Genomic DNA, 23557 nt, shown 5'->3' with positions numbered 1-23557 from the left:
CTGGGGGGCCCGCTGGCTGGAAATAACGGTCCGGTGGACCGTTAAAGGTGGTCGGAGGGCTCGATGGCGGAAAATAACGGTCCGGTAGATCGTTAAAAGTGTCAGGAGGGCCCGATGGCAGGAAATAGCAGTCCGGTGGACCGTTAAAGGTGGTCGGAGGGCCCGATAGCGGGAAATAGCGGTCCGGTGGACCGTTAAAAGTGGTCGGAGGGTCCGATGACGGGAAATAACGGTCCGGTGGACCGTTAAAAGTGTCAGGAGAGTCCGATGGCGTGAAATAGCGGTCCGGTAGACCGTTAAAAGTGGTCGGAGGGTCCGATGGCGTGAAATAGCGGTCTGGTGGACCGTTAAAGGTGGCTGGAGGGCTCGATGGCGTGAAATAGCGGTCTGGTAGACCGTTAGCGGTGGTGTCGGGGATAGGCAGCAATAGCGGAAGCCCGAGAAGATGAATGGCGTGTTGCCGGACGGTCCGAGGGGTCGCCCGCGGCCGGGACGCTGAGCAAACGCGACAGGGTTGGAGGAACGAGAATGAGTTTTTTTAAGAGGTTAAAGGAGAGCATCGCTTCCAAGACGGAGGCGGTGACAAGCAAATTCCGCGACGGTCTGGCCAAGACGCGGGACGCGCTCGTGGGCAGGGTCGGCGAGCTGTTCAGCCGTCGGAAAAAGATCGACGAGGAATTTTTCGAGGAGCTCGAAGAAATTCTGATCGGCGCCGACGTCGGCGTGAATACGGTTATGACGCTGATCGACGAGCTGCGCGACGAGGTGAAGAAGCGGAAGATCGAGGAGCCGTCCGAGCTGCAGCCGATTTTGTCCGAGAAGCTTGTGGAGATGCTGAAGGGCTCGGGCGACGACGTCGGGATGAAGGAAAATCCGAACGGAATTACGGTCATTCTGTTCGTCGGCGTTAACGGCGTCGGCAAAACGACGACGATCGGCAAGCTCGCCTGGCGCTACAAGCAGCAGGGCAAAAACGTGCTGCTGGCTGCCGGCGATACGTTCCGCGCCGGCGCGATCGAGCAGCTCGAAGTGTGGGGCCAACGCGTTGGAGTAGACGTCGTTAAGCAGGATTCGGGCGCGGACCCGGCGGCGGTCATGTTCGACGCGGTGCAGGAAGCGAAGCGGCGCAACGTCGACGTACTGATTTGCGACACGGCCGGACGTCTGCAGAACAAGCACAATCTGATGGAGGAGCTGGCGAAGATTCACCGCGTCATTCAGCGGGAAATTCCGAGCGCTCCTCACGAGACGCTGCTGGTGCTGGACGGCACGACGGGGCAGAACGCGCTGCAGCAGGCGAAGCTGTTCGGCGAGAAGAGCGGCGTGACCGGCCTCGTGCTGACGAAGCTGGACGGCACCGCGAAGGGCGGCATCGTCATCGCGATCCGCAACGAGCTGAAGCTGCCGGTCAAGTTCGTCGGCCTGGGCGAGCAGATGGACGACCTGCAGGAATTCGACGCCGACCAGTTTGTCCACGCCCTGTTCGCGGGCATGGCGGGAACTGAGGAGACGGAAGGCGAAAACGAATCGCAGTAGTCGGAAGTTCGGCTGGGAAGCGTGTACCTTCTTACGGAGATACACGCTTTTTATTTATAGGGGGATAATGAGAATGAAGATTGAAGTAGGCGAATCTCTGCTTTTATCCTGGCTCAGGCACATTAAGGAATGTCAAATTGTGCAAACCAATTGGAAAGCTTCAAGCAAATGGGAGCTAAAAAATACAGACAATCTTGGACAATTAATGCAAGTCTCGAGCAATCTGTTTTCTCAAAAGTACGGATACGACCTCTATAAAGGAACAAAGTCTCTCAGTCAGTTAATTGGGCAAGCTGAAGTAGATGTGTTAGGTATACATTATGAAAATAATCAGAGTTACATTTATGCTATTGACGTTGCTTTTCACGAAGCAGGACTGAATTATGGGGCATCACAGGACGAAACGATAGCGAGAGTAGTGAAGAAATGTTTAAGAACCGCTATGTGCATCTCTGGTTACTTTGAAATCAATTATGGAACAATCATTTTTGCGTCGCCTAAGATTAACCCTTCGGTTGCCCAGGCTCTGCAAAGCTGTGTTGGGGATATTAACTTTGTATTGGCGCAATCGGGACTCAACTTTAATGTACGAATTATCGCTAATGAAGAGTTCAGTGAGAGAATACTTGAACCCGTATTAAATATTCTTGGGGATATTGCGGATACGTCGGAACTGTTTATGCGAAGTTTGCAGATGTACAACTTGTTTGCAACAAATCAATCTAAACAAACGTTTCCGCGACGGAGTTCAGTCTCAAGAAAGATTTCTCCCGAGCATGAGAGTATAGCAGTTGAGAACTTAGAAGGACTCGACGAAATGAAGATTGGCGTTATCGTAAGAACCGTTTTGAGAAAAATACTTCAAGAGAGCAAGCTGTCGGAAGAAGAAATAGCGAACATGCAAACAAAGCCATATTCTAAGGAAACCTTTGACATTCAATACCCGCTTTTGCTAAAAAAATCCTCAACGCAGACGGACAGGCCTGATCGGTATTATGCCGAACCCCTCAAGATCAATTCTGAAGAATATTTCCTATGTTCGGAGTGGTATGAAATTCCTGCAAACAATGATCGACCGTATTTATTGAAGTGGTTGTCGATGCATGTGAATCAAGGATAATAATCATGAATAGCAGCTTGCGCATTCTGTTAAGGTATTCACCTTGACATCCTATTTTCTTTTCGGTATGATAGGCAATGTGATTGGTGTAAAGTGTTTTTCCTTGACGCCGCAAGCGCGGAGATGCGGGGACGAGACGAACGTCGGAATTCGCATCGCGTCGCAGGGGAATAAGGGGGAGCAGCCATTGTGAACGGGGAGAATGCGCTCGAGAAGACGAACCGAATCAATGCGTTGTTTGATTTTTACGGACCTTTGTTAACCGACAAGCAGCAGACGTTCCTGAAATGTTATTTTCACGATGACTATACACTGGGCGAGATCGCCGCGGATTTCCGGATCAGCCGCCAAGCGGTGTACGAGCACTTGAAGCGGGCGGAGCAGGTGCTGGAGGAGTACGAAGCGAAGCTCGGACTCGCGGCGAGGCACAGCCGGCTGAATGCGGGAATCGAGCTGCTGGAGGAGCAGATCGCCGGTTTGCCGGCGGAATGGCGCCAACCGCTCGCCCGTACAGCCGCTTTGCTGAGAAGCGCGGAATGACGGCTTCGCCGTGCGGCGGCCCCCGGGCAGAAGATGAACAATAACCGTTCCGAAGGAGGGATGGGAAGATGGCATTCGAAGGATTGACAACCCGGCTGCAGAACGTATTCGGGAAGCTGAAAGGCCGCGGCAAAGTTTCGGAGGACGACGTCAACGAAGCGATGCGCGAGGTGCGTCTGGCTCTGCTCGAGGCGGACGTAAACTTCAAGGTCGTCAAAGACTTCATCGCCAAGGTGAAGGAGCGCGCGACCGGCCAGGAAGTGGAGAAGAGCTTCACGCCCGCGATGGTGATCATCGATATCGTCAACAAGGAATTGACCGAGCTGATGGGCGGCACCCAGGAGAAGCTGGCGAAGGCGAGCAAGCCTCCGACGGTCATTCTGATGGCCGGTTTGCAGGGCGCGGGCAAAACGACGCTGACCGGCAAGCTGGCCAAGCTGCTGCAGTCCCAGAACCATAAGCCGCTGCTCGTCGCGGGCGACATCTATCGTCCGGCGGCGATCAAGCAGCTCGAGGTGCTCGGCGGCCAGATCGGCGCTCCGGTGTTCGCGCTTGGGGACAAGGTAAGCCCCGTCGAGATCGCCAGGCAAGGCGTGCAGCAGGCGAAGGAGCAGGGCAACGATTACGTCCTGATCGATACGGCGGGCCGTCTCCAGATCGACGAGCAGCTGATGCAGGAGATCAAGGATATCCACGCCGCGGTCAAGCCGGACGAGGTTCTGCTCGTCGTCGACGCGATGACCGGACAGGAAGCGGTCAACGTGGCCAAGAGCTTCCACGAGCAGCTCGCGCTGACCGGCGTCGTGCTGACGAAGCTCGACGGCGACACGCGCGGCGGCGCCGCGCTGTCGGTCAAAGCCGTCACCGGCTGCCCGATCAAGTTCGCCTCCACGGGCGAGAAAATCGACCAGCTCGAAGCGTTCCACCCGGACCGGATGGCTTCGCGGATTCTCGGCATGGGCGATATGCTGTCGCTGATCGAGAAGGCGCAGGAGAATATGGATCAGGAGAAGGCGGCCGAGATGGAGCGCAAGATGCGCACCGCCGAGTTCACCTTCGACGATTTCCTCGAGCAGATGGAGCAGGTTCGCAAGCTGGGGCCGCTCGATCAATTGCTCGACATGCTCCCGGGCATGAACAAGGTCAAGAACAATCCGAACTTCAAGATCGACGAGAAGCAGATCGCCCGCACGGAAGCGATCGCCAAGTCGATGACGAAGGCGGAGAAGCGCAAGCCGGACATCATCAACTACAGCCGCCGCAAGCGGATCGCCGCGGGCAGCGGCACGACGCTGGCCGACGTTAACCGGCTGCTCCGGCAGTTCGAGGACATGAAGAAGATGATGAAGCAGTTTTCCGGCATGATGGGTCCGAAAGGTCCGAAGGGCGGCATGAAGGCGCTCAAGGGCATGTTCGGCGGCAAAGGCAAAAATATGAAATTCCCGTTCTAATCGAACAGGATTCTCTATTCCCACTCTTGTCAAGGAGGTGAAAGTCACATGGCAGTTCGCATTCGTTTGAAACGGATCGGCGCTCACAAAGCCCCGTTCTATCGCGTAGTCGTATCGGATTCCCGTTCCCCGCGCGATGGTCGTTTTATTGAAGAAATCGGCGTGTACAACCCGGTCGCTCAACCGGCTCAAGTACAGATCGACGAGGAAAAAGCGTTGAAATGGCTGCAAAACGGCGCGCAAGCTTCCGATACCGTTCGCAACCTGCTCAGCAAAGCCGGCGTTTTGAAGAAGTTCCACGAATCCAAGCTCCAGAAGTAATCCTGTCACTAAGGAGCTGCGGTGAAATTAACGATACTTGATTTCGATGCAGTCTCCAAGGAGCTGCGGCGAAATGAGCGATACTTGATTTCAATGCAGTCTCTAACCGGAGGGTTGAGCCATGGAACAATTGATTCGGGTTATCGCCCGAGCGCTTGTGGATCATCCGGAAGACGTGCAGATTCAGGTCAGGGAAGACGCGAGAGGCCTGGTGTACGAGCTTTCCGTGCATCCCGACGATGTCGGCAAAGTAATCGGCAAGCAGGGGCGCATCGCCAAGGCGCTGCGCACAGTAGTCTCTTCCGCCTCCGTCAAGGAGCGGAAGCGCGTCATCGTGGATATTGTCTCGGAATAATAGGCTAGGAGGCCGCATCGTGCGTCAGCATGGTGCGGCTTTTTGCATGAAAACGGCGGGGAATGACGGCGTTTGTTCGGGTCTCGCCGACGTGCGGGGGGCTGACAGCCCTTCGGCTTTGTCGCGTTTGCGCATGCGGGCGCCGATGCTATATGATAGGAAATAAGAGTTTTGGCGCAGAATGGAAGGAGCTAGTTGCATGTCGGAAGGCCGGTTGCTTAACGTCGGAAAAATTGTAAACACGCACGGGATCAGAGGAGAACTCAAGGTATGGCCGCAGACGGATTTTCCGGAGGTGCGGTTCAAGGCGGGAAGCAAGCTGCTGATGATTCCGCCGGAATCCGGAGACCCGGTTACGGTCGAGATCGTCTCGGCGCGCGAGCAGAAGAAGATGTACGTCGTGAAAATCAAAGGCTTCGACGACATCAACGAGGCGGAGAAGTACAAGGGCTGGGAGCTTAAAGTGTCCGAGGATAACCGCGTGCCGCTGCAGGAAGGGGAATATTACGTCCGTGATATCGTCGGCTGCGAGGTATACACGGAAGAGGGCGAACTGCTCGGCGCGATCTCCGATGTGCTGTCCCCCGGAGCGAACGACATCTGGGTCGTGAAAATGCCCAAAGGCAAGGAGCTGCTGCTGCCGGTCATCGACGACGTCGTGCTTGACGTCGATATCGGCGCGCGCAAAATCAAGGTGCGCCTGATGGAAGGGCTGCTCTAGCATGCGGATTGACGTATTGACGCTGTTCCCCGAAATGTTCGCGGGCGTATTCGGCTCGAGCATTCTGGGCAAGGCGCAGGACAAAGGGATCGTCTCGTTGAACACGCTTAATTTCCGCGATTTTGCCAACAATAAGCATAACACGGTCGACGATACGCCGTACGGCGGAGGCGGCGGGATGGTGCTGAAGGCCGAGCCGATCTTCGGCGCCGTCGAGCATTTGCTCGAGGGTCGCGCGGGGAGCGAAGCGGGAGAACGATCGCCGAGAATTATTTTAATGTGTCCGCAGGGCCGGCCTTTCTCTCAAGAGATCGCGCGGGAGCTGGCCGCGGAAGAGCACTTGATCTTCATCTGCGGCCATTACGAAGGCTACGACGAGCGCATTCGCGAATATCTGGTGACGGACGAGCTGTCGGTCGGGGATTACGTGCTGACCGGCGGGGAGCTGCCCGCGATGGTCGTCACGGACGCTGTCGTGCGGCTGCTGCCCGGCACGCTCGGCAACGAGCAGTCGGCGGTCGCCGATTCGTTCAGCGACGGCTTGCTCGAGTACCCGCACTACACCCGGCCGGCGGAATTCAGAGGCTGGAAGGTGCCGGACGCCCTGCTCTCCGGCCACCACGCCGAGATCGAGAAGTGGCGCCGCCGGCAATCGCTTGAGCGGACGCTCGCGCGCCGCCCCGAGCTGCTGGAACGAGCGGAGCTGACCGGGGAAGAACGGGCGTGGCTGGACGGCTTGCGGACGGAACGGGAAAATTCGGCAAAAGAATCGCGGTAGCAGTTGTATTTTGGGCGGAAATATGATAGAATTTCAAATGTTGTTTTGTCATTGCTCGTCATTGAGCGGACAACATGAAGCGAAGTAGGACGGTCCTCTGCACGCCAAGATCCGTATGCCAGACATTCGGGGAGCGGGGTACGAACGTCTGTTAGGGAAGGAGTGAACACCCAATGAGCAATCTGATTCAAGCGATCACGCAAGAGCAACTGCGCAAGGACGTTCCAAGCTTTCGTCCGGGCGATACGTTGAAAGTTTATGTGAAAGTCGTCGAGGGTTCCCGCGAGCGCGTTCAGCTGTTCGAAGGCGTTGTTATCAAACGCCGCGGCGGCGGAATCAGCGAAACCTTCACGGTTCGCAAAATCTCGTATGGCGTAGGCGTAGAACGTGCCTTCCCGGTGCATTCCCCGCGTCTTGAGAAAATCGAAGTGGCTCGCCGCGGTAAAGTTCGCCGCGCGAAACTGTACTACCTGCGCAGCCTGCGCGGTAAGGCAGCACGTATTAAAGAAATTCGATAATGGACGACAGAGGAGGGCTTGGCGACGTTCAAGTCCTCCTTTTTGCATGTATACCAGAAAACTAGAGGCGATTGCGAATGGACCACAACTACAATTCCAAACCAAACGAATCGGCCGGGCAGGAAACAGACTTGGCCGCGGATGATCGCGAGGCTCGCGACGACGGGGCGGGCGCGGTTTCCGACGCAAGCAGAAGGGCAAGGCCTCCCAAGCGTTCGCAGAACGAGCTGGTGGAATGGATCAAGGCGCTTGCGATCGCCGGCGTTCTCGTGCTCGTCATCCGCTGGTTTCTGGTCAGTCCCTTTATCGTAGACGGGCCGTCCATGGAACCGAATTTCTGGAACCGGGAGCGGATTATCGTCAACAAAATCATCTACGACATTCGCAAGCCGAAGCGCGGGGAAGTGATCGTGTTCCATGTGCCGCAGGAAGGCCGCGATTTCATCAAGCGCGTGATCGCGCTGCCGGGCGAGACCGTGAAGGTCGACGGCGACCAGGTCTACATAAACGGGGAACCGTTAGCCGAAACTTATTTGCAGGGGGCCTACGACAAAGCCCACTCGGATGGCGTGCTGTACAACCGTTACGACGGGGATCGTTCCAACTTTCCGAACAGCTCTTTCCCGGACGGCGTCGTGCCGGAAGGAACGGTGTTCGTCATGGGAGACAATCGGCCCAACAGCGAGGACAGCCGAATGATCGGCTACGTCTCGGTGGACGAGATCGTGGGCCGCGCGGATTTGATTTTCTGGCCGATCAAGGATTTCAAGCTGGTAAAGCATTGATTTAACACGGGGCTGTTCCGTATATAAGTCGTCGGGGACGTTCAAGCGTCTTTCGCCGGACTTAGAGGGGACAGTCCCCGATTTTTATAGTCGCGTTCAAAAGACAGTAAGGAAGGGGACGAGATATGACGATCCAATGGTTCCCGGGCCATATGACAAGAGCGAGGCGGCAGATCGAGGAAAAGCTGAAGCTGATCGATGTCGTGTTCGAGCTTCTCGACGCCCGTATTCCAAGCTCGAGCCGCAATCCGATGGTGGACGAGATTACCGGCTCGAAGCCGCGGCTCGTGCTGCTCAACAAGGCGGATTTGGCGGACCCGGACCGGACGGCGGAATGGAGCCGGTATTTTCGCGACAAGGGACTGGCCGTCCATTCGATCGACGCCAACGCAGGCACGGGGGTCAAGGAGCTGGCCGGCAAAGCCAAGGAGCTGCTCAAGGAGAAGATCGACCGCCAAATCGCCAAGGGGATGAAGCCTCGGCCGATTCGCGCGTTAATCGTCGGCATTCCGAACGTCGGCAAGTCGACGCTGATCAACCGGTTGGCCGGACGCAACGTCGCGGTAACCGGGGACCGGCCCGGAGTGACGAAAGGACAGCAGTGGATTCGTTCCGGGGGAGAGCTGGAGCTGCTCGATACGCCGGGCATTCTGTGGCCCAAGTTCGACGATCCCGTCGTCGGCTTCCGTCTTGCGGCTACGGGGGCGATCAAGGAAGACGTTCTGCATATCGACGAGGTCGCTTGTTTTATGCTGAAGGTGCTCGTCGAGGAATACGGCGCGGCGTTGACCGAGCGTTACGGCCTGGAAGAGCTGCCCGCAGAGCTGCCGGACATGCAGGCCGCCGTCGAGATGCTGGAAAGCATCGGCCGCCGCAGAGGCTGCATCGTTGGCGGAGGCCATGTCGATTACGAGAAGGCGGCGGGCGTGCTGCTGCGGGATTTGCGTTCGGGCAAACTTGGACGGATCACCTTCGAGGGACCGGCCGCAGAGAAATACAAATGAGGGGCTGTCCCATAAGCAGATCTGCTTATGGGATAGCCCCTTTGTATTAGTGGAAACCGTTTCAGCTCTCCAGGCTAAATTGCCAAGAAACGCCGTATTTGTCCGTTAGACTGCCGTAAACCTTGCTCCAAGGCACTTCCTGCAGCTCCATTACGATCGATCCGCCTTCCTTCAGCTTATGAAAGGCGTCGCGGAGCGCGTTCTCGTCATTCAGCACGAGCGCGAGAGAAAAGTTGTTGGTGCCTTGCTGGAAGGGCATACCCGGGAACGTGTCGGAGAACATCAGGGTGCCCCCGCCGATGTTCAGGAACGCGTGCATGACCCGGCTTCCCGCTCCCGGAGGCAATTCCTCTTCGGAATGCATCGAATCGAAGGTCATGATATGCGGCTCTTCGAGCCCGAACACCTGCGCGTAAAACTGGACGACTTCCCGGGTGTTCCCGTCGAAATTCAAATAAGCGTTTAACGGCAAACGGCTCACTCCTTTTGAATGGGTTTCGAATGGAGCATACCATAACTCCGTATCGGATGCAAACATACGTTCTTGCTGCGGCAGGCTGCCCTTCGGCAGACAATCAGGCGCGCGTTTCCCCGATGGCGGCATCCGCCAGCATCTGCAATACGACGTTGTCCATCGGCGGGTTGTGCAGGCCGGCGCGGACGTCCCGGTAGTAGCGTTCCAGGGGCGAACGCCGGGAGAGACTCGTGCCTCCGACGATGCGCATCGACAAATCGACAACCCGAATGGCGTTGTTCACGGCGACGTATTTGGCCATGCCGAACTCCGGCCTTAACGAGGGACGTCGGCTCTCCTCGCGGTCCCAGCGGTCCGCCGCTTCGTATAGCAGCGAACGGGCGGTTCGCAGCTCGAGCTCCATCTCTCCGATCGTCTGCCGCACGGAAGGAAGGGAGGCAATCGGCTCGCTTAACGTGTTGGGCCGGTACGAGCGGGCGAACTCCAGCGCGTAATCTCTGGCCGCTCGGGCAATGCCGATATAGCAGGCGGGAATGTGCAGCAGCCAACCGCCCCCGTCGTCCTCGCCTTTGCCGCGAATTCTTTGGTCCGCTCCCGCGAACGCGCCGTCAAGCACGACGTCGTGACTGCCGGTCGAGCGCATCCCCAGCGTATCCCAGGTTTCGACGACGCTGACCCGCTCCGTCCGTTCGACGAGAAATTCGGCGGCGCAGTCCTCCTCCGGCACGTACGCCGTTACGATGAACCGATCGAGAATCGGGGCCAGCGTACTGAACGTTTTACGGCCTGTAATCCGCCATCCCCCGTCTGCCCGAACGGCCGTCGTCTCGGGGCGGCCTCCCCGGCTCGGGCTGCCCGAAGCCGCCTCGCTCGCGAACGTGTTGATCATCGTCCCGTCCCGGACGACGGAACGGCACAGATCGGCGAAGAGCGGTTCCGGCCATTTGCGGCTTGTGCGGAAGTGAAGCACCTGACCGACGTGCCAGCCGACGGCCAGCGCGGTCGAGCCGTCTCCGTACGCCAGCCGCTCCTGCAGCTGGAGGAGGCTGTACAGCGACACCTCGTCTCCTCCGTATTCGCGCGGAACCGTCAGTTTCAGATAACCCGCCTCGCGCAGGTCGGCGAAATTTTCGAACGGAAACGTCCCTTCCCTGTCGTGCTGTTCGGCTCTCGCGGCGAACCGGGCCGCCAGCTCTTCCACCCGCGCCGCGCGCGCGCGTTCCTCTTCGTTGCGGATATAGGGATCTTGCCAAGAGGTCATCGTTTTCCCACTCCTTTATGATGTGCGACCGGCCTTCCGGCAAGTTCGCCTGATCCATAATCGGCAGCTTTGGCCTTCGCATCCGTTTGGAATGCGTTTTATCTTATTATACCTCTCCGAGAACCCTACGTTAATCTCTTGACGGAAGGCACGCGAACATTCTGCGGAATCGTAACGGGAACTGCGCGGTGACGGGCTGCCGGGAAGCTTTCATATGCTATTGAAATAGCGCGAGCAAAGGGGGAGGCCATGTGGGATACGCCAGCAAGTCGATCGCAAGCAAATGGAGGAAAACCGGATGGATGCTCGGGGATTCGAATCTGAAACCCTACGTTCCGGAGACGAGATTGTTCGGAAGAGAGAATCTGGAAACGATGCTGAAGCGGCATTCGGTCCTTTATTTCAAGCCCTCGAAAGGCACGGGGGGAAAAGGAATCGCCCGTATCGAACGGTTGTCCTCGGGCGGATACCGGATTAGCGGGAGCGGCGGAAGACGGAGCGGATTGTCGGCGGGCGAGCTGCATGCGAGGATGAAGTCGCTGGCGCGCGGTCAACGTTATTTGCTGCAGAGAGGCATCGACCTCGCGCTGACGAAAGGCCGGCCGTTCGATCTTCGCGTCATGGCGCAGAAGGACGGGAGCGGCTGGACCGCCACCGCCGTGTTCGCCAAAATCGGAAAACGGGGAAAGGTCGTCACCAACTATCATAGCGGGGGAAGATTGTCCGGCTTCAAAGAAACGATGAAGGGGGCCGGCTACTCCGATTCGGCCATCCGCGAAGCCCATCGGAAGCTGGAGCTGCTCGGCGAATCGGCGGGTCATTGCTTCGACCGGCACCTGGACGGATTCCGCGAGATCGGTCTGGACGTGGCGGTAGACAGGGAAGGGCGTTTGTGGATTCTCGAAGCGAACACCCGGCCGCAGTATTATCCTTTGAAAAGCGTGGACAAGTCGGGATACCGGCGCATTACCGAATTCGCGAAAAAATACGGCCGCGTCAAAAACGGGAATTAAGCGCGGGCTTGGGAGCCAGGCGCGGCGTAAATAGCTGCCAGGCTTACATGGCCGGCGGAGATTCGTATCGACAGGCGCTGTGCCGAAGCGGAAAATAGAGGTACAATGGAAGCGGGAAAGGAGACGGTGGCTATGAAGCGCAAGGAGAAACAAGACGAGCCGATCGTGCTGCTCATAGACGGACACTGCAACATGTGCCACGGTCTCGCCAAGTTTGTGATCCGCCGGGACAAGCGCGCGATTTTTCGCTTTGCTTCGCTGCAATCCGAACGGGGCAAAAAGCTGCTGCAGGAAGGCGGCATGCCGGAGGACGCGCTGGAGACGTTCGTTATGGTCGACAACGGGAAGTATTATACGAAATCCGCCGCGGCTCTGCGAATCGGCAGGAAGCTGGGACTGCCCTGGGCGATCGCTTATCCGGCCATCGTCTTGCCGCGTTTCGTTCGCGATCGGGCGTATGATTTCGTGGCGCGCCGACGTTACCGGTGGTTCGGCCGCAGCGAAAGCTGCCTGCTGCCGACTCCGGAAATGCGTTCGCGGTTTCTGGAGTAGCACGAGATTTGCGTCCGGAGGACGACGAAGGCGTTTTTGCCTGGGGGCGAACATATGTGCTATATTGTAAATATAGCCGAAATGTGGGGAATCGCAAGGGAAATCGAACGAACGCAGGAGGCGATCCGCGGGCGGACAAGCCCAAAAAGAGCTTGGCATGCGGGCGGAGATCGCGGACAATAGAGGGATGCAGGCTGGGAGGAAGATATGCAATGGAAGCTATCCATAGATTGGCTTATGAGAGCGAGCTGTGGTCGCAAGGACTGACGGCGGTGGCCGGCGTGGACGAAGTCGGGCGCGGCTGTTTGTTCGGAGACGTGGTGGCGGCCGCGGTCGTGCTGCCGGTCGGACTCGTGCTCGAGGAGGTCAACGATTCGAAGCAGCTCAGCGAGAAAAAGAGGGACAGGCTCTACGAGCAGATCGTAGCGGAAGCCGCGGCCTGGTCGGTAGCGAGAGTCGAATCGTCCGTGATCGATAAAATCAACATCCGGCAGGCGTCGAGGCTGGCGATGAAGCAGGCGGTGCTGGGGCTCGGCATTGCGCCCGAGCATCTGCTCATCGACGCGGAGAGCGTAGATCTGGACGTTGCCCAGACGGCGATTATTAAGGGGGACAGCCTGAGCCAGTCGATCGCGGCCGCGTCGATCGTCGCCAAAGTGACGCGGGACCGGCTGTGCGCGGAAGTGTGGGACGCGCTGTACCCCGGCTACGGAATTGCGATACATAAAGGCTACGCAACGAAGACGCACCGTCAGGCGCTGCTTGAGCTCGGACCGACGCCGATGCATCGGCGCAGCTTCCTGAAAGGGCTAGAGGCCGAGCAGCAGGCGCTTTTCTGAGGCTGCGGCGTCATTCACGAAAGGCCGTTCCGGCGCCGATACATAAAGTACGGGTTGCAAACAGTTCGGTTTACGGCGTCATAGAGGGTAAAAACAAAGTCACGGAATAAAAACGTAAGCGCAGCGGAAGCAACGCGAGTATCGGAAGTTCCGGCAGCATGGAAGACTCGACGTCGCGTGAGCGGGGAGGAAAAGGGCATGAGCATGAATATCGGTCCGATGCTGCGGGCGATGCTGGGCGACGCGGCGCCGGCCGACAGCCGCTCGCTGGAGCTGAGAATCGGTCAAATCGTCAGAGGCGTCCTGATGGAAATGCTGGACAACCAGGAGGCGCTCGTCAATATTAACGGCGTCCAGGTGAGAGCCAAGCTGGACGCGGAGATGCCGCTCGGCAGAGGCACGCTGCTGCAGGTTCAGCCGGGAGGGGCGGGAGGACTCGTCGCGCTGAAGCCGCTGGCCGACGCGACGGACGCGCTGCCGGAGGAAGGGATGAAGGACGTTCTCAAGACGTTCGGCCTGACGGACCAGAAATGGGCGATGGAGCTGGTGCGCGGATTGAAGCGGGACGGTTATCCGATCGGGAAGGATACGGCGGCGTTCTTCAACGCGGCGGCGGCTTTAAAACCGCCCGGGGTCGACGCGGAGTCGTGGACGAGCGCGGCGGACGTGGCGTTCCGCCGCGGGCTGAAGCCGACGGAGACGACGCTGGCCTCGCTCAGGCAAGCGCTGTTCGGGCCGCCGGTTCACGAGGAGCTGGCCGGCTTCCGCGCGGCGCTGGACGGCTGGCTCGGAAGCGGGGGAGCCAAGACGGCGTCGCCGGAAGCGGCGGCGCTGGGACAGCGGCTGGCCGCGCTGCTGGCGCAAGGCGCCTCCATCCTGGCGGAGGGGGAGGCGCTGCTGGCGGGCGAGCCGCGCGCGGGCAAGGGCGAAGCGCAGGCTGCGGCGAAGCCGGAGGCGAACGCCGCGCAGCGCGATGCCGCGGCAGCCGCCGCCTCCGCGCGCGCGGGCGGCGAGCCGGCCCGGCCCGCCGCCGAAGCCGCAGCGCCCCGGAGCGACGGCGCCGCCGCGGCCAGAGCGGCCGCCCAGCCGCAGGCCGGGGCGGCCCCGCAGGCTGCGCCTGCGCAGTTGCAGCCGGAAGCTGCGCGCCCGGCTGATTCCGCTGCGGCCGCCGCCCGGGCGCCGGCGGCCGAAGAGCGGGCAGCGGCGGCGGGAAGCCGCCCCGCTGCCCAAGACGGCGCGGCCGCGGACGGCCGCCGCGCCGATGGCCGTGCCGACGCCGCTGCTGCGGGGCAGCAGCAGGCGTCGGCAGCGAAGCCGGAAGCGGCGTGGATCGGCCGCTTCCTGCAGTGGCTCGGCGTCGGGCATGAGCGTCAGCTCCTGCACGCCGCCGAAGCCCGGCTGCCCGGCGGCCTGCCGGACGCCGGGCCCAACCCGGCCGCGGGCGGAGCGCCGGCGGGGGCGGAGGCCCCCGGGCAGGAAGCGCGGTCGGCCGCGGAGACGCTCAAGGGCGCGCTGCTGGCCCTTGCGGCGCGCGACGACGTGCCGCCGGCGCTGCGCGAAGCGGCGCAGACGCTGGCGAGCCAGGTGACGGGCCAGCAGCTGCTGCTCTCGTCCGACCGGGGCGCGGCGGCGCCGTTCAGCCATATGACGCTGTTCGTCCCGATGCGCGGATCGGACGGAGAGACGACCGCGACCGTTCACGTGCAGACAAGGCGCGGCCGGCGGGGAGAATGGGACGCCGACAACTGCCATCTGCTGTTCGACCTGCGTATGCGCCACCTCGGAGATACGCTCGTCGACGTGCAGGTCGTCGACCGAATCGTCTCCTTAAAGCTGCTGAGCGACTTTCCGGGCATGACCGAGCTGATCGAGGGGGCGCGGGAGGAGCTGGCTGACGGGATGTCGTCGGCCGGATTCCAACTGCTGTCGCTTACTTCGTCTTCTCTGCCGGAATGGAAAGTCGGCTCGGCCGCTTCGGCGCGGTCGTCGGCCGATTACGCGCACAGAGCGATCGCGGCGGGGGATTATGCCGCCAAACCGTACAAGGGAGTCGACTATAGAGCATGAACGAGTCGGGATCGGACAACAAGAGATTCGTTCCGAAGAAAGCCGTCGCGCTGAAATACGAGCCCGAGAAGGGCTCGGCTCCGATCGTCGTCGCCAAAGGGCAAGGCGCGATCGCGGAAGAAATCATGAAACGGGCGCAGGAGAACGGAGTTCCGCTGCAGGAGGATTCCTCTCTGGTGGAGGTGCTGTCCAAGCTCGACTTGAATCAGGAAATTCCGCCCGAGCTGTACAAGCTGGTGGCGGAAGTGCTTAGCTTCGTATACCGTTCGGATCGCCGCGCCGGACTAGGCGCCAACGGGCGGGGACGAAAGCCGCTGTAAGGAGAGGTTGCGATGAAGGATGCAGCAGGCGGCGAGCGGCCGGAGAAGCGCGATAAGGCGGCCGTCGGCCGCGCGGGCGAAGAGGCCGCCGCAGCGTATCTCGCCGAAGCGGGATTCGTCGTGGAGCGGCGCAATTGGCGCTGCCGCTCCGGCGAGCTGGATTTGATCGCCAGAGACGGAGACGCGCTTGTCTTCGTGGAGGTTCGCTCGCGAACCGGCCCTTCCCGGTTCGGCACGGCGATCGAAGCGGTCACGCCGCGCAAATGCCGTCAAGTGCGCGAGCTGGCCGCGATCTACCTGAAGACGCGCGGAGCCGCCGCGGATAGCGTACGGTTTGACGTCGTGGCCGTCACCTTTGGCCGCGACGGCAGCGTGGCGGATATCCGCCATGTGCCGAACGCGTTCTGACGTGCCCGACGGGGTAAGCGAAGAGCCGTCCCTTAAGTTGAAGAGTCGCATCGAACAATCAACGAGGGTTGGATGCCCGCATTTTTCATCGATCATCCTGTACGTCCCTGCTTGGGAGTCCCCTTTTTCGCGCGTTCGCCTTTCCGCCGGATTGCCTCCGTTTCCCGCCTTTTTTTCCGAGTCCGGGTCATCCCTTCGCTTATTCTCGCAAGCCGCTCGGCAAAAGCAGTTGAAACGCCAAGGCGCCCTGGCACGTAACAAATAAAGACACGATAGAAAACAGACGAGGAGGCACAAAGCCGCATGGAACTGGTGAAAATACCGAAACGGCAAAATAACCCGCTGAACCTGCCGCCGGGCATGCTGAAAAAAATCATTATCGGCGTCATTGCGCTGATCGTCGTGGTGCTCGGATCTTCTTGCTTCTACACCGTGCAGGAGCAGGAACGCGCCGCGATACTGACTTTCGGCAAGTATACGGGGGAGACGACGGCGGGGCTGCATTTCAAATGGCCGTCTCCGATCCAGAAGGTCATCATCGTGCCTGCCGAGCTGACGCAGCGCATCCATATCGGGTACCGGGTAAACGGGAACGTCGATACGCCGGTCGAAGAGGAAGCGATGATGATTACCGGGGACGAAAATATCGTCTCCGCCGACGCGGTCGTCCAGTGGAAAATCAGCAACGTTCGCGATTATTTGTACAATATCGACGATCCGGAGCAATTTTTGCGCAATGCCGCCAGCTCTTCCATCCGTTCCGTCATCGGCTCGGAGAAGCTTGATTACGCCATCACGGACGGGAAGACGGAAATCCAGGACAAGGTCCGGGAGCGGCTGCTGGAGCTGCAAAACAAATACCAGACCGGCATCCAGATCATCGACATCAAATTCCAGGACATCGAGCCGCCAAGCGGCCAGGTGGAGGAAGCGTTCCGCGCGGTGACGAACGCCCGCGAGGAGAAAAACACGAAGATCAACAACGCCTCCAAATACGAGAACGACAAAATTCCGAAAGCCCGCGGCGAAGCCCAGGCGCAGCTGGAAAACGCGGAAGCGGTGAAGAAGTCGCGGATTTTGAATGCGCAGGGGGACGTCGCCCAGTTCAACGCGATTTACGCGGAATACGTGAAAAACAAAGGCATTACCGAAAGCCGTTTGCTGATGGAAACGCTGGAGAAAATTTTGCCGAACGCGCAAATTATCATCTCCGATTCCTCCGCGGGCGAGACGGTCAAATATTTGCCGCTTAACGAGCTGCTCAGGCCCCCCGGATCATCCGCTTCGGGCGCTTCCGGCTCGGCCGGCGCTCAGCAGCAAGGAGGGACGGCGCCATGAACAAAAAGCTGATCATCTGGGTCGGATCGATTATCGTCGCTCTGATTTTGCTCGGCGGCTCCTTGTTCGTCGTCAAAGAAGGGGAATACAAGGTTGTCCTGAAGTTTGGCGAGGCGGTGCGGGTGGAGAGCAGCCCGGGCCTGTACGTGAAAATTCCTTTTATCGAGAGCGTCTCTCCCCTTCCGAAATATCAGATGACGTACGAGAGCAATCCGACCTCGATTCTGACGAAGGACAAAAAGCCGATCATCGTCGACAACTACACCGTATGGAGAATCACCAATCCGCAGCACTTCCTGAAAACCGTTCAGACAGTCAGCGGAGGCGTCCAGCGGATCGACGAGGCGGTATACAATTCCGTCCGGCGCAAGCTTTCCGAGGTCAACTATGATAATATAATTAGCGAGAATACGGCGCGCGGCAACATCAACGATGACATTACGAAGGACGTGTCCGACGCGATCATCCGCGACAACTACGGCATCGAGATCGTCGACGTGCGCATCAAGCGGACGGATTTGCCGGAGAGCAACAAGGAGAGCGTCTACAACCGGATGATCTCCGACCGTCAGGCGATCGCCGCCCGCTATTTGTCCGAGGGCGACGAGGAGTCCCGGAAAATCACGTCCAAGGCCGACCGCACGGCGACCGAGCTGCTGGCCCAGGCCGAGGCGGACGCCAAGAAGATTATCGCGCAAGGGGAACAGGAAGCCGCGCAAATCTACAACCAGGCTTATGGCAAAGATCCCGAGTTCTACAGCTTCTACCGGACTTTGCAGAGCTACGTGACGACGCTGAACAACGAGCCGGTCATCCTGCTGCCGATCGATTCGCCGTACACTCGCATCCTATTGGGCAAGTAAGTCATTGCTTGACCTGACGCAGAAGGTGAACCATTCTGACTAATTTACCGTTACCGATGGAGCAATTCAAGCGATTCAAGGACGAGATTACCCGGTTTCTGATGATGTACAAATTCGCGCTCGATTCCCTGGAGACGAAGATCGAGATTTTGAAGGAAGAGTTTCATTTCCTGCACGACTACAATCCGATCGAGCATACGAAATCGCGGTTGAAATCGCCCGAGAGCATCTTGAACAAAATGTACCGGAAGCGCTGCGACATCTCCTTTCCGAGCATTCGTAGCAACATCAAGGACATCGCCGGGCTGAGAATCACGTGTTCGTTCGTCTCGGATATTTACCGGATCGCCGACATGCTTAAAATTCAGAGCGACCTGAACATCATCGACACGAAGGACTACATTCGCAATCCGAAGCCGAACGGTTACCAGAGCCTGCATCTGATCGTTGAGGTGCCGGTATACATGTCCGACCGTCAGGAGCGGGTATGCGTCGAGGTGCAGATCCGCACGATCGCCATGGATTTCTGGGCGAGCCTCGAGCATAAAATTTTCTACAAGTACAACGAATCCGTGCCTGCGGAACTGCTTCGCGAGCTGAAAGAGGCCGCCGATTCCGCCGCCGCGCTCGACAAGCAGATGGAACGGCTTCACAACGAAGTGCTCGAGATCAAGGAAAACCGGATGGAGAACGCCCCTCCGGAAGGCTCCAAGCGGATTATTATCCGCGACCAGGAATACCCGATTCCGGCGGCGTTCCTGCAGCTGATCGACGGCGTGCAGCAAGGCGGCAACGAATAGCATAGCGGCATCGCGCGGGAACGGGAGAGCAGCTTTTGGCTGTCTTCCGTTCCCGTTCGCATTCCCCGAATCCGACGAGTAGTCGTCCCTTCCCAACCGCCTCCTCGATTTTCAGCCAATCCCCCGATTTCCGCCCCGCAATAACCGATTCCCTAGAACAACGCCCCGCCGAACCACCAATTTCGCTCGAGATAACCGATTCCTTAGAACAACGCCCCGCCAAACTGCCAATTTCCGCTCGCAATAACCGATTCCTTAGAACAACGCCCCACCAAAACCGCCAATTTCCGCCTGAGATAACCGATTCCTTAGAACAACGCCCCGCCAAACCGTCAATTTCCGCCCAAGATAACCGATTCCCTAGAACAACGCCCCACCAAATCACCGATTTCCGCCCAAGATAACCGATTCCTTAGAACAACGCCCCGTCAAAACCGCCAATTTCGCTCGAGATAACCGATTCCTTAGAACAACGCCCCGCCAAACTGCCAATTTCCGCTCGCAATAACCGATTCCTTAGAACAACGCCCCGCCAAACCGCCAATTTCCGCCCAAGATAACCGATTCCTTAGAACAACTATCTTGCCTCGTCGAAGCCATGTTTCCTTTCGCAGGTTTGTTGTGTACCGTCGCCATCTTCCGCCGCCTGTATCGCCACCGCCTGTATCGCCGTGGCCTATACCGCCCCGCCTTCCGAATCTTCCGTACCTCCTATCGCCGTAGCCGCATGGCCCGCCGTTCCTACCCCCTATCGCCGTAGCCGCATGGCCCGCCGCTCCTACCGCCTGTAGCCCGCATCCTCCGCCGCCCCCCGCATTTCGCCACCCCCAACCTCTACCATCCTTCCAACCAGAAACTCGCATCGTCCAGCCGCCACGGATGTTCATTTCGCCTACAGTCGCTGGTTCTCATGCGGACGAGCAGGAATAAATTGAGTATTGCCGGGGAACAATTGTTCGTATTATGATAAGAACAAACGTTCCCTGTGGAGGCGAGGAAGATGTCCATAGCCAAGTATGTGGGCCGGACGGTCGTTATCGTGTATATGGACAAAAAGGAGCGGATCAGCCAAAGGACGATTCGGATCATCCGGGTCGACGGGGGTACGGTGCATGCGTTCGATCTGTCGCGCAACGAGCCGAGGAGATTCGCGTCGGAACGGATTTTGGCGGCGCAGCCGGTGATCGTGCATGCCTCCTGAGCGCACGATTTTTCTGGTGGACGGCCAGTCCTTCTACGCTTCGATCGAGAAGGCCGCCCACCCCGAATATCGCAACAAACCAGTCGTGGTCGGGGACCCGGAACGCCGGGCGGGCATTATTCTTGCCGCATGCCCGGTGGCGAAGAAGTACGGGGTCATCAATGCGGAAAGAATTTTCCAGGCCCGCGCGAAATGTCCCGATCTGGTGGTCATTCGGCCGAGAATGCAGCGGTATATTACGATTTCTTTGCTGATGACGGAAATTTTCGAGTCCGTCTCCGATTTGGTCGAGCCGTACAGCATCGACGAGCAGTTCATCGACGTGACCGGATCGATCGGCAGCTACGGCTCGGCCGAGGAGATCGCGCGGTACATTCAGCATTATATCCGGCTGGCGACGGGCGTAGTGGCGCGAATCGGGATCGGGCCGAGCAAAATACTCGCCAAGATGGCCACGGATAATTTCGCGAAAAAAAACGAAATCGGAATTTTCCGCCTTGACTACGAAAATATCGAGAAGGAGCTATGGCCGCTGCCCGTGCATCAAATGTTTATGGTCGCGTCCAGAATGGCCGTCCATTTCCAGCGCATGGGACTGCCGACGATCGGAGACGTCGCCCGGCTCGAGCTGGCCGAGCTTAAGCGCCGGATGCGCTGGGAGATGGGCAGGCAGAGCGATATTCAGGCGGAATATTACTGGCAGACGGCGCGCGGCATCGATCCGAGTCCGGTCGAATCCGCGATCCGCGGCGAACTCAAATCCGTCAGCCACGGCAAAGCGCTTAAGGCCGGCCAGTACCGCAAGCTTGAAGATCTCGAGGTCGTGCTGCTGGAGCTGGTCGTCGAAATCTGCCGCAGAGCCCGCCGTCTGGGCTATCAAGGCCGCGTCGTGGCGGTCGGGGTATCGGAGACGGACGGGGAGCGCCAGTCGGGTTTTCAGCGGCAGACGACTTTACCGGAGCCGACCTCCCTGACCCGGGAAGTGGCGACCGCGGCGCACAGACTGTTCGCCACCTACTGGCAGGGTATGTCGGTCACCCGTCTGCACGTCGTCTTGACGGAGCTGACCGACGACAGCGCGTACCAGCTTACGCTGTTCGAGAACCGCGCCTCCGAATACGACATCGAGCGGACGACGGACGGGATCAAGGACCGGTACGGCAGCGTCGCCATCATGAGGGCGTCCTCGCTGCTGGAAGCCGGCGTCGCGCGCGAGAGGGCCGCACAGATCGGAGGGCATTACAAATGAGCAAGCTGCAAAAAAACGAAAGGTGGAAATCGAAAATGCTGCTGACCGAGCATCAGGAGCAGTACGAGAATCGCGGCGGCCGAACGTCGAAGGGCCGCATTACTCCCGAAGAGCTGACGATGGTCCGCGACTCGATCATGTATCCTCATATGCTGACCATGTGCGACAAGAGCTTGCAGGAGATCCGGCGGACGCCCAATCTGTTCAAACGGTATTTCGAGCAGTTTCTCCAGCTTCTGATGGATCGGCTGAGCAAAGAAATGTTCGTCCTCCGCCGGGAGCTGCGGGGACGAAACATCAAAGTGTTCGAGGACGAGACGCTCGACGGGATCATCTATCACCGCTTCTCCTGCCGCGGATACGAAGACAGGTTTGCGATCGTGCGCGAAACGCTGCGTTCGGAGATCGGCGTGCGGCTGGCGAAATACTGCGCGGACATTTTGCATCCGCCGCTTAAGGAAGCGCAGCCCGATCCAGGCAGCGGTAGCTGATCGCCTCGGCCACGTCTTCGGCCAATATTGCCTCTCTGTCGGCCAAATCCGCGATGGTGCGGGACATCCGGAGAATGCGATCGTGCGCCCGGAAGCTTAAGCCGAGCCGATCGTACACCTGCTGCAGGAGCGTCTCGGCATCCGAAGAAAGCCTGGCGTACTTGCGCAGGTGGCTCCCTTGAAGCTGGCTGTTCCATTGAAAGCCGTGCCTGGCGTAACGGGCGCGCTGCCTCGCGGCGGCGCCGGCGACGATCTCGCGCGCTTGCGCGGAGGAGAGGCTCCCGCTCCCCGCGGAGGAGAAACCCTGCAGCGGCTGGCGCGCAAGCTCCACCTGAAGATCGAGCCGGTCGGCGAGCGGTCCCGATATGCGCGATCGATATCTGGCGACGGCGGCGGGCGAGCAGGCGCACGGCTTGCCGCTCGGTTCTCCTCCGCAAGGGCACGGATTCATCGAAGCCGCCAGCATAAATCCCGCGGGGAAACGGCATACCGCCCTGGCGCGCCCGATCGTGACCTCGCGGTCCTCGAGCGGCTGGCGCAGCGTCTCCAGGCAGGCGCGGGAAAATTCGGGCAGCTCGTCGAGGAACAGCACGCCGTGGTGGGCCAGCGTCACTTCTCCGGGCTTCGGGACGGAGCCGCCCCCGACGAGGCCGGCGGCCGAGATCGTATGGTGCGGGGCGCGGAACGGGCGGCTGCGGATCAGGCCGGTTCGCGCTTCGCCGAGCTTGCCGCAGACGCTGAAAATTTTCGTCACGGCCAGCGCTTCCTCCTCGTTCAGAGGGGGGAGGATGGTCGGCAGACGGCGGCATAGCATCGTCTTCCCCGTGCCCGGAGGCCCGACGAAAACCAGGTTGTGCATGCCGCTCGCGGCGACGAGCAAAGCCCGCTTGCCCTGCTCTTGGCCGATTACGTCGGCAAGATCGAGCTCGCTGTCGGGCGAATCGGCAGGGCGCCTCAAGCCTCGCAGCCGCTTCGCCCCGAATCCGGCGGGCATCCCGTCCGGCTCTTCGCCGCTCTCCCCGTTAATCCATTCCGAGAGGGAGGAGATGCCCAGCACCTCGATGCCCGGAAGGAGCGAGGCTTCCGCCACGGCGGAGCGGGGCACGACCATTCGGCGAATACCGCTTCGCCGCGCGAGCTCGGTCATCGGCAGCACGCCGGGGACGCCGCGGATCGTGCCGCTTAGCGACATCTCCCCGATGAACAGCGTATCGTCCAGCCGCTCCGGATCGACCTGTCCGCTCGCGCACAGAATGCCCGCGGCGATGGCCAGGTCGAACGCGCTGCCTTCCTTGCGCAGGTCCGCCGGAGCGAGATTGATCGTTACCCGGTCCAGCGGAAATTTCATCCCCCCGTTCTGAATGGCGGCCCTCACTCGGTCGATCGATTCCCGCACCGCCGAATCGGGCAGGCCGACGACGTTCACCTGGGGCAGCCCCGAGCTGATGTTGACCTCAACCTCGATCAAGCGTCCTTCGATGCCCAGCACGCTTGCGCTCATTATTTTCGCGTACATAACAAAAAAACACCTCCTCCGTCCGAAATAGGGCG

The 23557-nt window shown here is 59.4% G+C and carries 26 protein-coding genes; 23 read left to right on the top strand and 3 right to left on the bottom strand.

The annotated features are described in order from the left end of the window. The first annotated feature begins 528 nt into the window (after nt 1-528). The 11 genes from ftsY to ylqF all read left to right on the top strand — a co-directional run bounded on the left by ftsY (nt 529) and on the right by ylqF (nt 9129). Nucleotides 529-1536: a signal recognition particle-docking protein FtsY gene (gene ftsY, locus ACFFT4_RS01570; RefSeq protein WP_378044502.1), complete on the top strand. Its 1008-nt coding sequence runs from the start codon at nt 529-531 to the stop codon at nt 1534-1536. 73 nt (nt 1537-1609) lie between these two features. Next, nucleotides 1610-2656 (top strand): CBM20 domain-containing protein, encoded by a 1047-nt coding sequence (locus tag ACFFT4_RS01565; RefSeq protein WP_378044500.1) that lies wholly within the window; start codon nt 1610-1612, stop codon nt 2654-2656. Between the two features lie 189 nt (nt 2657-2845). Then, entirely contained in the window at nt 2846-3196 is a 351-nt protein-coding gene (ylxM, locus tag ACFFT4_RS01560) for a YlxM family DNA-binding protein (RefSeq protein ID WP_378044499.1), read from the top strand. A gap of 68 nt (nt 3197-3264) precedes the next feature. Further along, nucleotides 3265-4647, top strand: coding sequence for a signal recognition particle protein (ffh, locus tag ACFFT4_RS01555; protein WP_378044498.1), 1383 nt, complete (start codon nt 3265-3267; stop codon nt 4645-4647). Nucleotides 4648-4695: 48 nt separating this feature from the next. Beyond that, on the top strand, nt 4696-4968 hold the full coding sequence (gene rpsP / locus ACFFT4_RS01550) for a 30S ribosomal protein S16 (protein WP_094050759.1): 273 nt from the start codon (nt 4696-4698) through the stop codon (nt 4966-4968). A 121-nt stretch (nt 4969-5089) separates the two neighbouring features. Further along, on the top strand, nt 5090-5323 hold the full coding sequence (locus ACFFT4_RS01545) for a KH domain-containing protein (protein ID WP_378044497.1): 234 nt from the start codon (nt 5090-5092) through the stop codon (nt 5321-5323). Nucleotides 5324-5522: 199 nt separating this feature from the next. Further along, on the top strand, nt 5523-6044 hold the full coding sequence (gene rimM / locus ACFFT4_RS01540; protein ID WP_378044496.1) for a ribosome maturation factor RimM: 522 nt from the start codon (nt 5523-5525) through the stop codon (nt 6042-6044). Between the two features lies 1 nt (nt 6045). After that, on the top strand, nt 6046-6822 hold the full coding sequence (gene trmD / locus ACFFT4_RS01535) for a tRNA (guanosine(37)-N1)-methyltransferase TrmD (RefSeq protein WP_378044494.1): 777 nt from the start codon (nt 6046-6048) through the stop codon (nt 6820-6822). A gap of 173 nt (nt 6823-6995) precedes the next feature. Continuing rightward, on the top strand, nt 6996-7340 hold the full coding sequence (gene rplS / locus ACFFT4_RS01530) for a 50S ribosomal protein L19 (RefSeq protein WP_378044492.1): 345 nt from the start codon (nt 6996-6998) through the stop codon (nt 7338-7340). 77 nt (nt 7341-7417) lie between these two features. Further along, entirely contained in the window at nt 7418-8125 is a 708-nt protein-coding gene (gene lepB / locus ACFFT4_RS01525) for a signal peptidase I (RefSeq protein WP_378044490.1), read from the top strand. A 125-nt stretch (nt 8126-8250) separates the two neighbouring features. After that, a complete protein-coding gene (ylqF, locus tag ACFFT4_RS01520) occupies nt 8251-9129 on the top strand; it encodes a ribosome biogenesis GTPase YlqF (RefSeq protein ID WP_378044488.1) in 879 nt (292 codons plus the stop codon). Nucleotides 9130-9190: 61 nt separating this feature from the next. Here the strand turns inward: ylqF and ACFFT4_RS01515 are convergent, their stop codons facing one another. Continuing rightward, nucleotides 9191-9601, bottom strand: a complete 411-nt coding sequence (locus ACFFT4_RS01515) for a VOC family protein (RefSeq protein ID WP_378044487.1) — start codon at nt 9599-9601, stop codon at nt 9191-9193. A gap of 103 nt (nt 9602-9704) precedes the next feature. Beyond that, on the bottom strand, nt 9705-10865 hold the full coding sequence (locus ACFFT4_RS01510; protein WP_378044485.1) for an acyl-CoA dehydrogenase family protein: 1161 nt from the start codon (nt 10863-10865) through the stop codon (nt 9705-9707). A gap of 251 nt (nt 10866-11116) precedes the next feature. Here ACFFT4_RS01510 and ACFFT4_RS01505 point away from each other — a divergent pair, with 251 nt between their 5' ends. From ACFFT4_RS01505 to ACFFT4_RS01450, 12 genes are all read left to right on the top strand, one after another. Further along, nucleotides 11117-11878 carry a YheC/YheD family protein gene (locus tag ACFFT4_RS01505; RefSeq protein WP_378044484.1) on the top strand — a complete coding sequence of 254 codons (762 nt, stop codon included), beginning with the start codon at nt 11117-11119 and terminating at the stop codon, nt 11876-11878. A gap of 132 nt (nt 11879-12010) precedes the next feature. Continuing rightward, on the top strand, nt 12011-12430 hold the full coding sequence (locus tag ACFFT4_RS01500) for a thiol-disulfide oxidoreductase DCC family protein (protein ID WP_378044482.1): 420 nt from the start codon (nt 12011-12013) through the stop codon (nt 12428-12430). 212 nt (nt 12431-12642) lie between these two features. Further along, nucleotides 12643-13269 (top strand): ribonuclease HII, encoded by a 627-nt coding sequence (gene rnhB, locus ACFFT4_RS01495; protein WP_378044481.1) that lies wholly within the window; start codon nt 12643-12645, stop codon nt 13267-13269. A gap of 198 nt (nt 13270-13467) precedes the next feature. Further along, nucleotides 13468-15336 carry a TP0910 N-terminal domain-containing protein gene (locus ACFFT4_RS01490; protein ID WP_378044479.1) on the top strand — a complete coding sequence of 623 codons (1869 nt, stop codon included), beginning with the start codon at nt 13468-13470 and terminating at the stop codon, nt 15334-15336. Beyond that, the gene (locus ACFFT4_RS01485; protein ID WP_378044478.1) at nt 15333-15656 is read left to right on the top strand and encodes an EscU/YscU/HrcU family type III secretion system export apparatus switch protein; all 324 of its coding nucleotides are present in this window, start codon (nt 15333-15335) and stop codon (nt 15654-15656) included. The genes ACFFT4_RS01490 and ACFFT4_RS01485 overlap by 4 nt, the downstream gene beginning before the upstream one ends. Nucleotides 15657-15668: 12 nt before the next feature. Beyond that, nucleotides 15669-16064, top strand: coding sequence for a YraN family protein (locus tag ACFFT4_RS01480; protein ID WP_378044477.1), 396 nt, complete (start codon nt 15669-15671; stop codon nt 16062-16064). Between the two features lie 303 nt (nt 16065-16367). Next, nucleotides 16368-17402, top strand: a complete 1035-nt coding sequence (gene hflK, locus ACFFT4_RS01475) for an FtsH protease activity modulator HflK (RefSeq protein ID WP_378044475.1) — start codon at nt 16368-16370, stop codon at nt 17400-17402. Then, a complete protein-coding gene (hflC, locus tag ACFFT4_RS01470; protein ID WP_378044473.1) occupies nt 17399-18265 on the top strand; it encodes a protease modulator HflC in 867 nt (288 codons plus the stop codon). The genes hflK and hflC overlap by 4 nt, the downstream gene beginning before the upstream one ends. A gap of 56 nt (nt 18266-18321) precedes the next feature. Continuing rightward, nucleotides 18322-19065, top strand: a complete 744-nt coding sequence (locus ACFFT4_RS01465; RefSeq protein WP_378044471.1) for a GTP pyrophosphokinase — start codon at nt 18322-18324, stop codon at nt 19063-19065. A gap of 1000 nt (nt 19066-20065) precedes the next feature. After that, a complete protein-coding gene (locus ACFFT4_RS01460; RefSeq protein ID WP_378044469.1) occupies nt 20066-20266 on the top strand; it encodes a hypothetical protein in 201 nt (66 codons plus the stop codon). Next, nucleotides 20256-21515, top strand: coding sequence for a DNA polymerase IV (locus ACFFT4_RS01455; RefSeq protein ID WP_378044468.1), 1260 nt, complete (start codon nt 20256-20258; stop codon nt 21513-21515). The genes ACFFT4_RS01460 and ACFFT4_RS01455 overlap by 11 nt, the downstream gene beginning before the upstream one ends. Continuing rightward, complete coding sequence (locus ACFFT4_RS01450) at nt 21512-22006, top strand: YhjD family protein (RefSeq protein WP_378044467.1); 495 nt, start codon at nt 21512-21514, stop codon at nt 22004-22006. The genes ACFFT4_RS01455 and ACFFT4_RS01450 overlap by 4 nt, the downstream gene beginning before the upstream one ends. Here ACFFT4_RS01450 and ACFFT4_RS01445 read toward each other — a convergent pair. Further along, nucleotides 21969-23522, bottom strand: a complete 1554-nt coding sequence (locus ACFFT4_RS01445) for a YifB family Mg chelatase-like AAA ATPase (RefSeq protein ID WP_378044466.1) — start codon at nt 23520-23522, stop codon at nt 21969-21971. The two genes, ACFFT4_RS01450 and ACFFT4_RS01445, sit on opposite strands and share 38 nt — an antisense overlap. Nucleotides 23523-23557: the final 35 nt, after the last annotated feature.

Origin of the sequence: Cohnella cellulosilytica (assembly GCF_042431195.1) — a bacterium.
Taxonomy (GTDB): domain Bacteria; phylum Bacillota; class Bacilli; order Paenibacillales; family Paenibacillaceae; genus Cohnella; species Cohnella cellulosilytica.
This window is presented reverse-complemented; position numbering and strand designations above follow the sequence as displayed.

Coding starts and splice junctions, on each gene's coding strand:
- ACFFT4_RS01445 (WP_378044466.1), bottom strand. CDS start 23,522: ATGTACGCGAAAATAATGAGCGCAAGCGTGCTGGGCATCGAAGGACGC.
- ACFFT4_RS01455 (WP_378044468.1), top strand. CDS start 20,256: ATGCCTCCTGAGCGCACGATTTTTCTGGTGGACGGCCAGTCCTTCTAC.
- ftsY (WP_378044502.1), top strand. CDS start 529: ATGAGTTTTTTTAAGAGGTTAAAGGAGAGCATCGCTTCCAAGACGGAG.
- hflK (WP_378044475.1), top strand. CDS start 16,368: ATGGAACTGGTGAAAATACCGAAACGGCAAAATAACCCGCTGAACCTG.
- rplS (WP_378044492.1), top strand. CDS start 6,996: ATGAGCAATCTGATTCAAGCGATCACGCAAGAGCAACTGCGCAAGGAC.
- ACFFT4_RS01460 (WP_378044469.1), top strand. CDS start 20,066: ATGTCCATAGCCAAGTATGTGGGCCGGACGGTCGTTATCGTGTATATG.
- ACFFT4_RS01465 (WP_378044471.1), top strand. CDS start 18,322: ATGGAGCAATTCAAGCGATTCAAGGACGAGATTACCCGGTTTCTGATG.
- ACFFT4_RS01480 (WP_378044477.1), top strand. CDS start 15,669: ATGAAGGATGCAGCAGGCGGCGAGCGGCCGGAGAAGCGCGATAAGGCG.
- ACFFT4_RS01565 (WP_378044500.1), top strand. CDS start 1,610: ATGAAGATTGAAGTAGGCGAATCTCTGCTTTTATCCTGGCTCAGGCAC.
- rnhB (WP_378044481.1), top strand. CDS start 12,643: ATGGAAGCTATCCATAGATTGGCTTATGAGAGCGAGCTGTGGTCGCAA.
- lepB (WP_378044490.1), top strand. CDS start 7,418: ATGGACCACAACTACAATTCCAAACCAAACGAATCGGCCGGGCAGGAA.
- ACFFT4_RS01545 (WP_378044497.1), top strand. CDS start 5,090: ATGGAACAATTGATTCGGGTTATCGCCCGAGCGCTTGTGGATCATCCG.
- ACFFT4_RS01485 (WP_378044478.1), top strand. CDS start 15,333: ATGAACGAGTCGGGATCGGACAACAAGAGATTCGTTCCGAAGAAAGCC.
- ACFFT4_RS01490 (WP_378044479.1), top strand. CDS start 13,468: ATGAGCATGAATATCGGTCCGATGCTGCGGGCGATGCTGGGCGACGCG.
- rpsP (WP_094050759.1), top strand. CDS start 4,696: ATGGCAGTTCGCATTCGTTTGAAACGGATCGGCGCTCACAAAGCCCCG.
- trmD (WP_378044494.1), top strand. CDS start 6,046: ATGCGGATTGACGTATTGACGCTGTTCCCCGAAATGTTCGCGGGCGTA.
- ylqF (WP_378044488.1), top strand. CDS start 8,251: ATGACGATCCAATGGTTCCCGGGCCATATGACAAGAGCGAGGCGGCAG.
- ACFFT4_RS01510 (WP_378044485.1), bottom strand. CDS start 10,865: ATGACCTCTTGGCAAGATCCCTATATCCGCAACGAAGAGGAACGCGCG.
- rimM (WP_378044496.1), top strand. CDS start 5,523: ATGTCGGAAGGCCGGTTGCTTAACGTCGGAAAAATTGTAAACACGCAC.
- ACFFT4_RS01500 (WP_378044482.1), top strand. CDS start 12,011: ATGAAGCGCAAGGAGAAACAAGACGAGCCGATCGTGCTGCTCATAGAC.
- ACFFT4_RS01450 (WP_378044467.1), top strand. CDS start 21,512: ATGAGCAAGCTGCAAAAAAACGAAAGGTGGAAATCGAAAATGCTGCTG.
- hflC (WP_378044473.1), top strand. CDS start 17,399: ATGAACAAAAAGCTGATCATCTGGGTCGGATCGATTATCGTCGCTCTG.
- ffh (WP_378044498.1), top strand. CDS start 3,265: ATGGCATTCGAAGGATTGACAACCCGGCTGCAGAACGTATTCGGGAAG.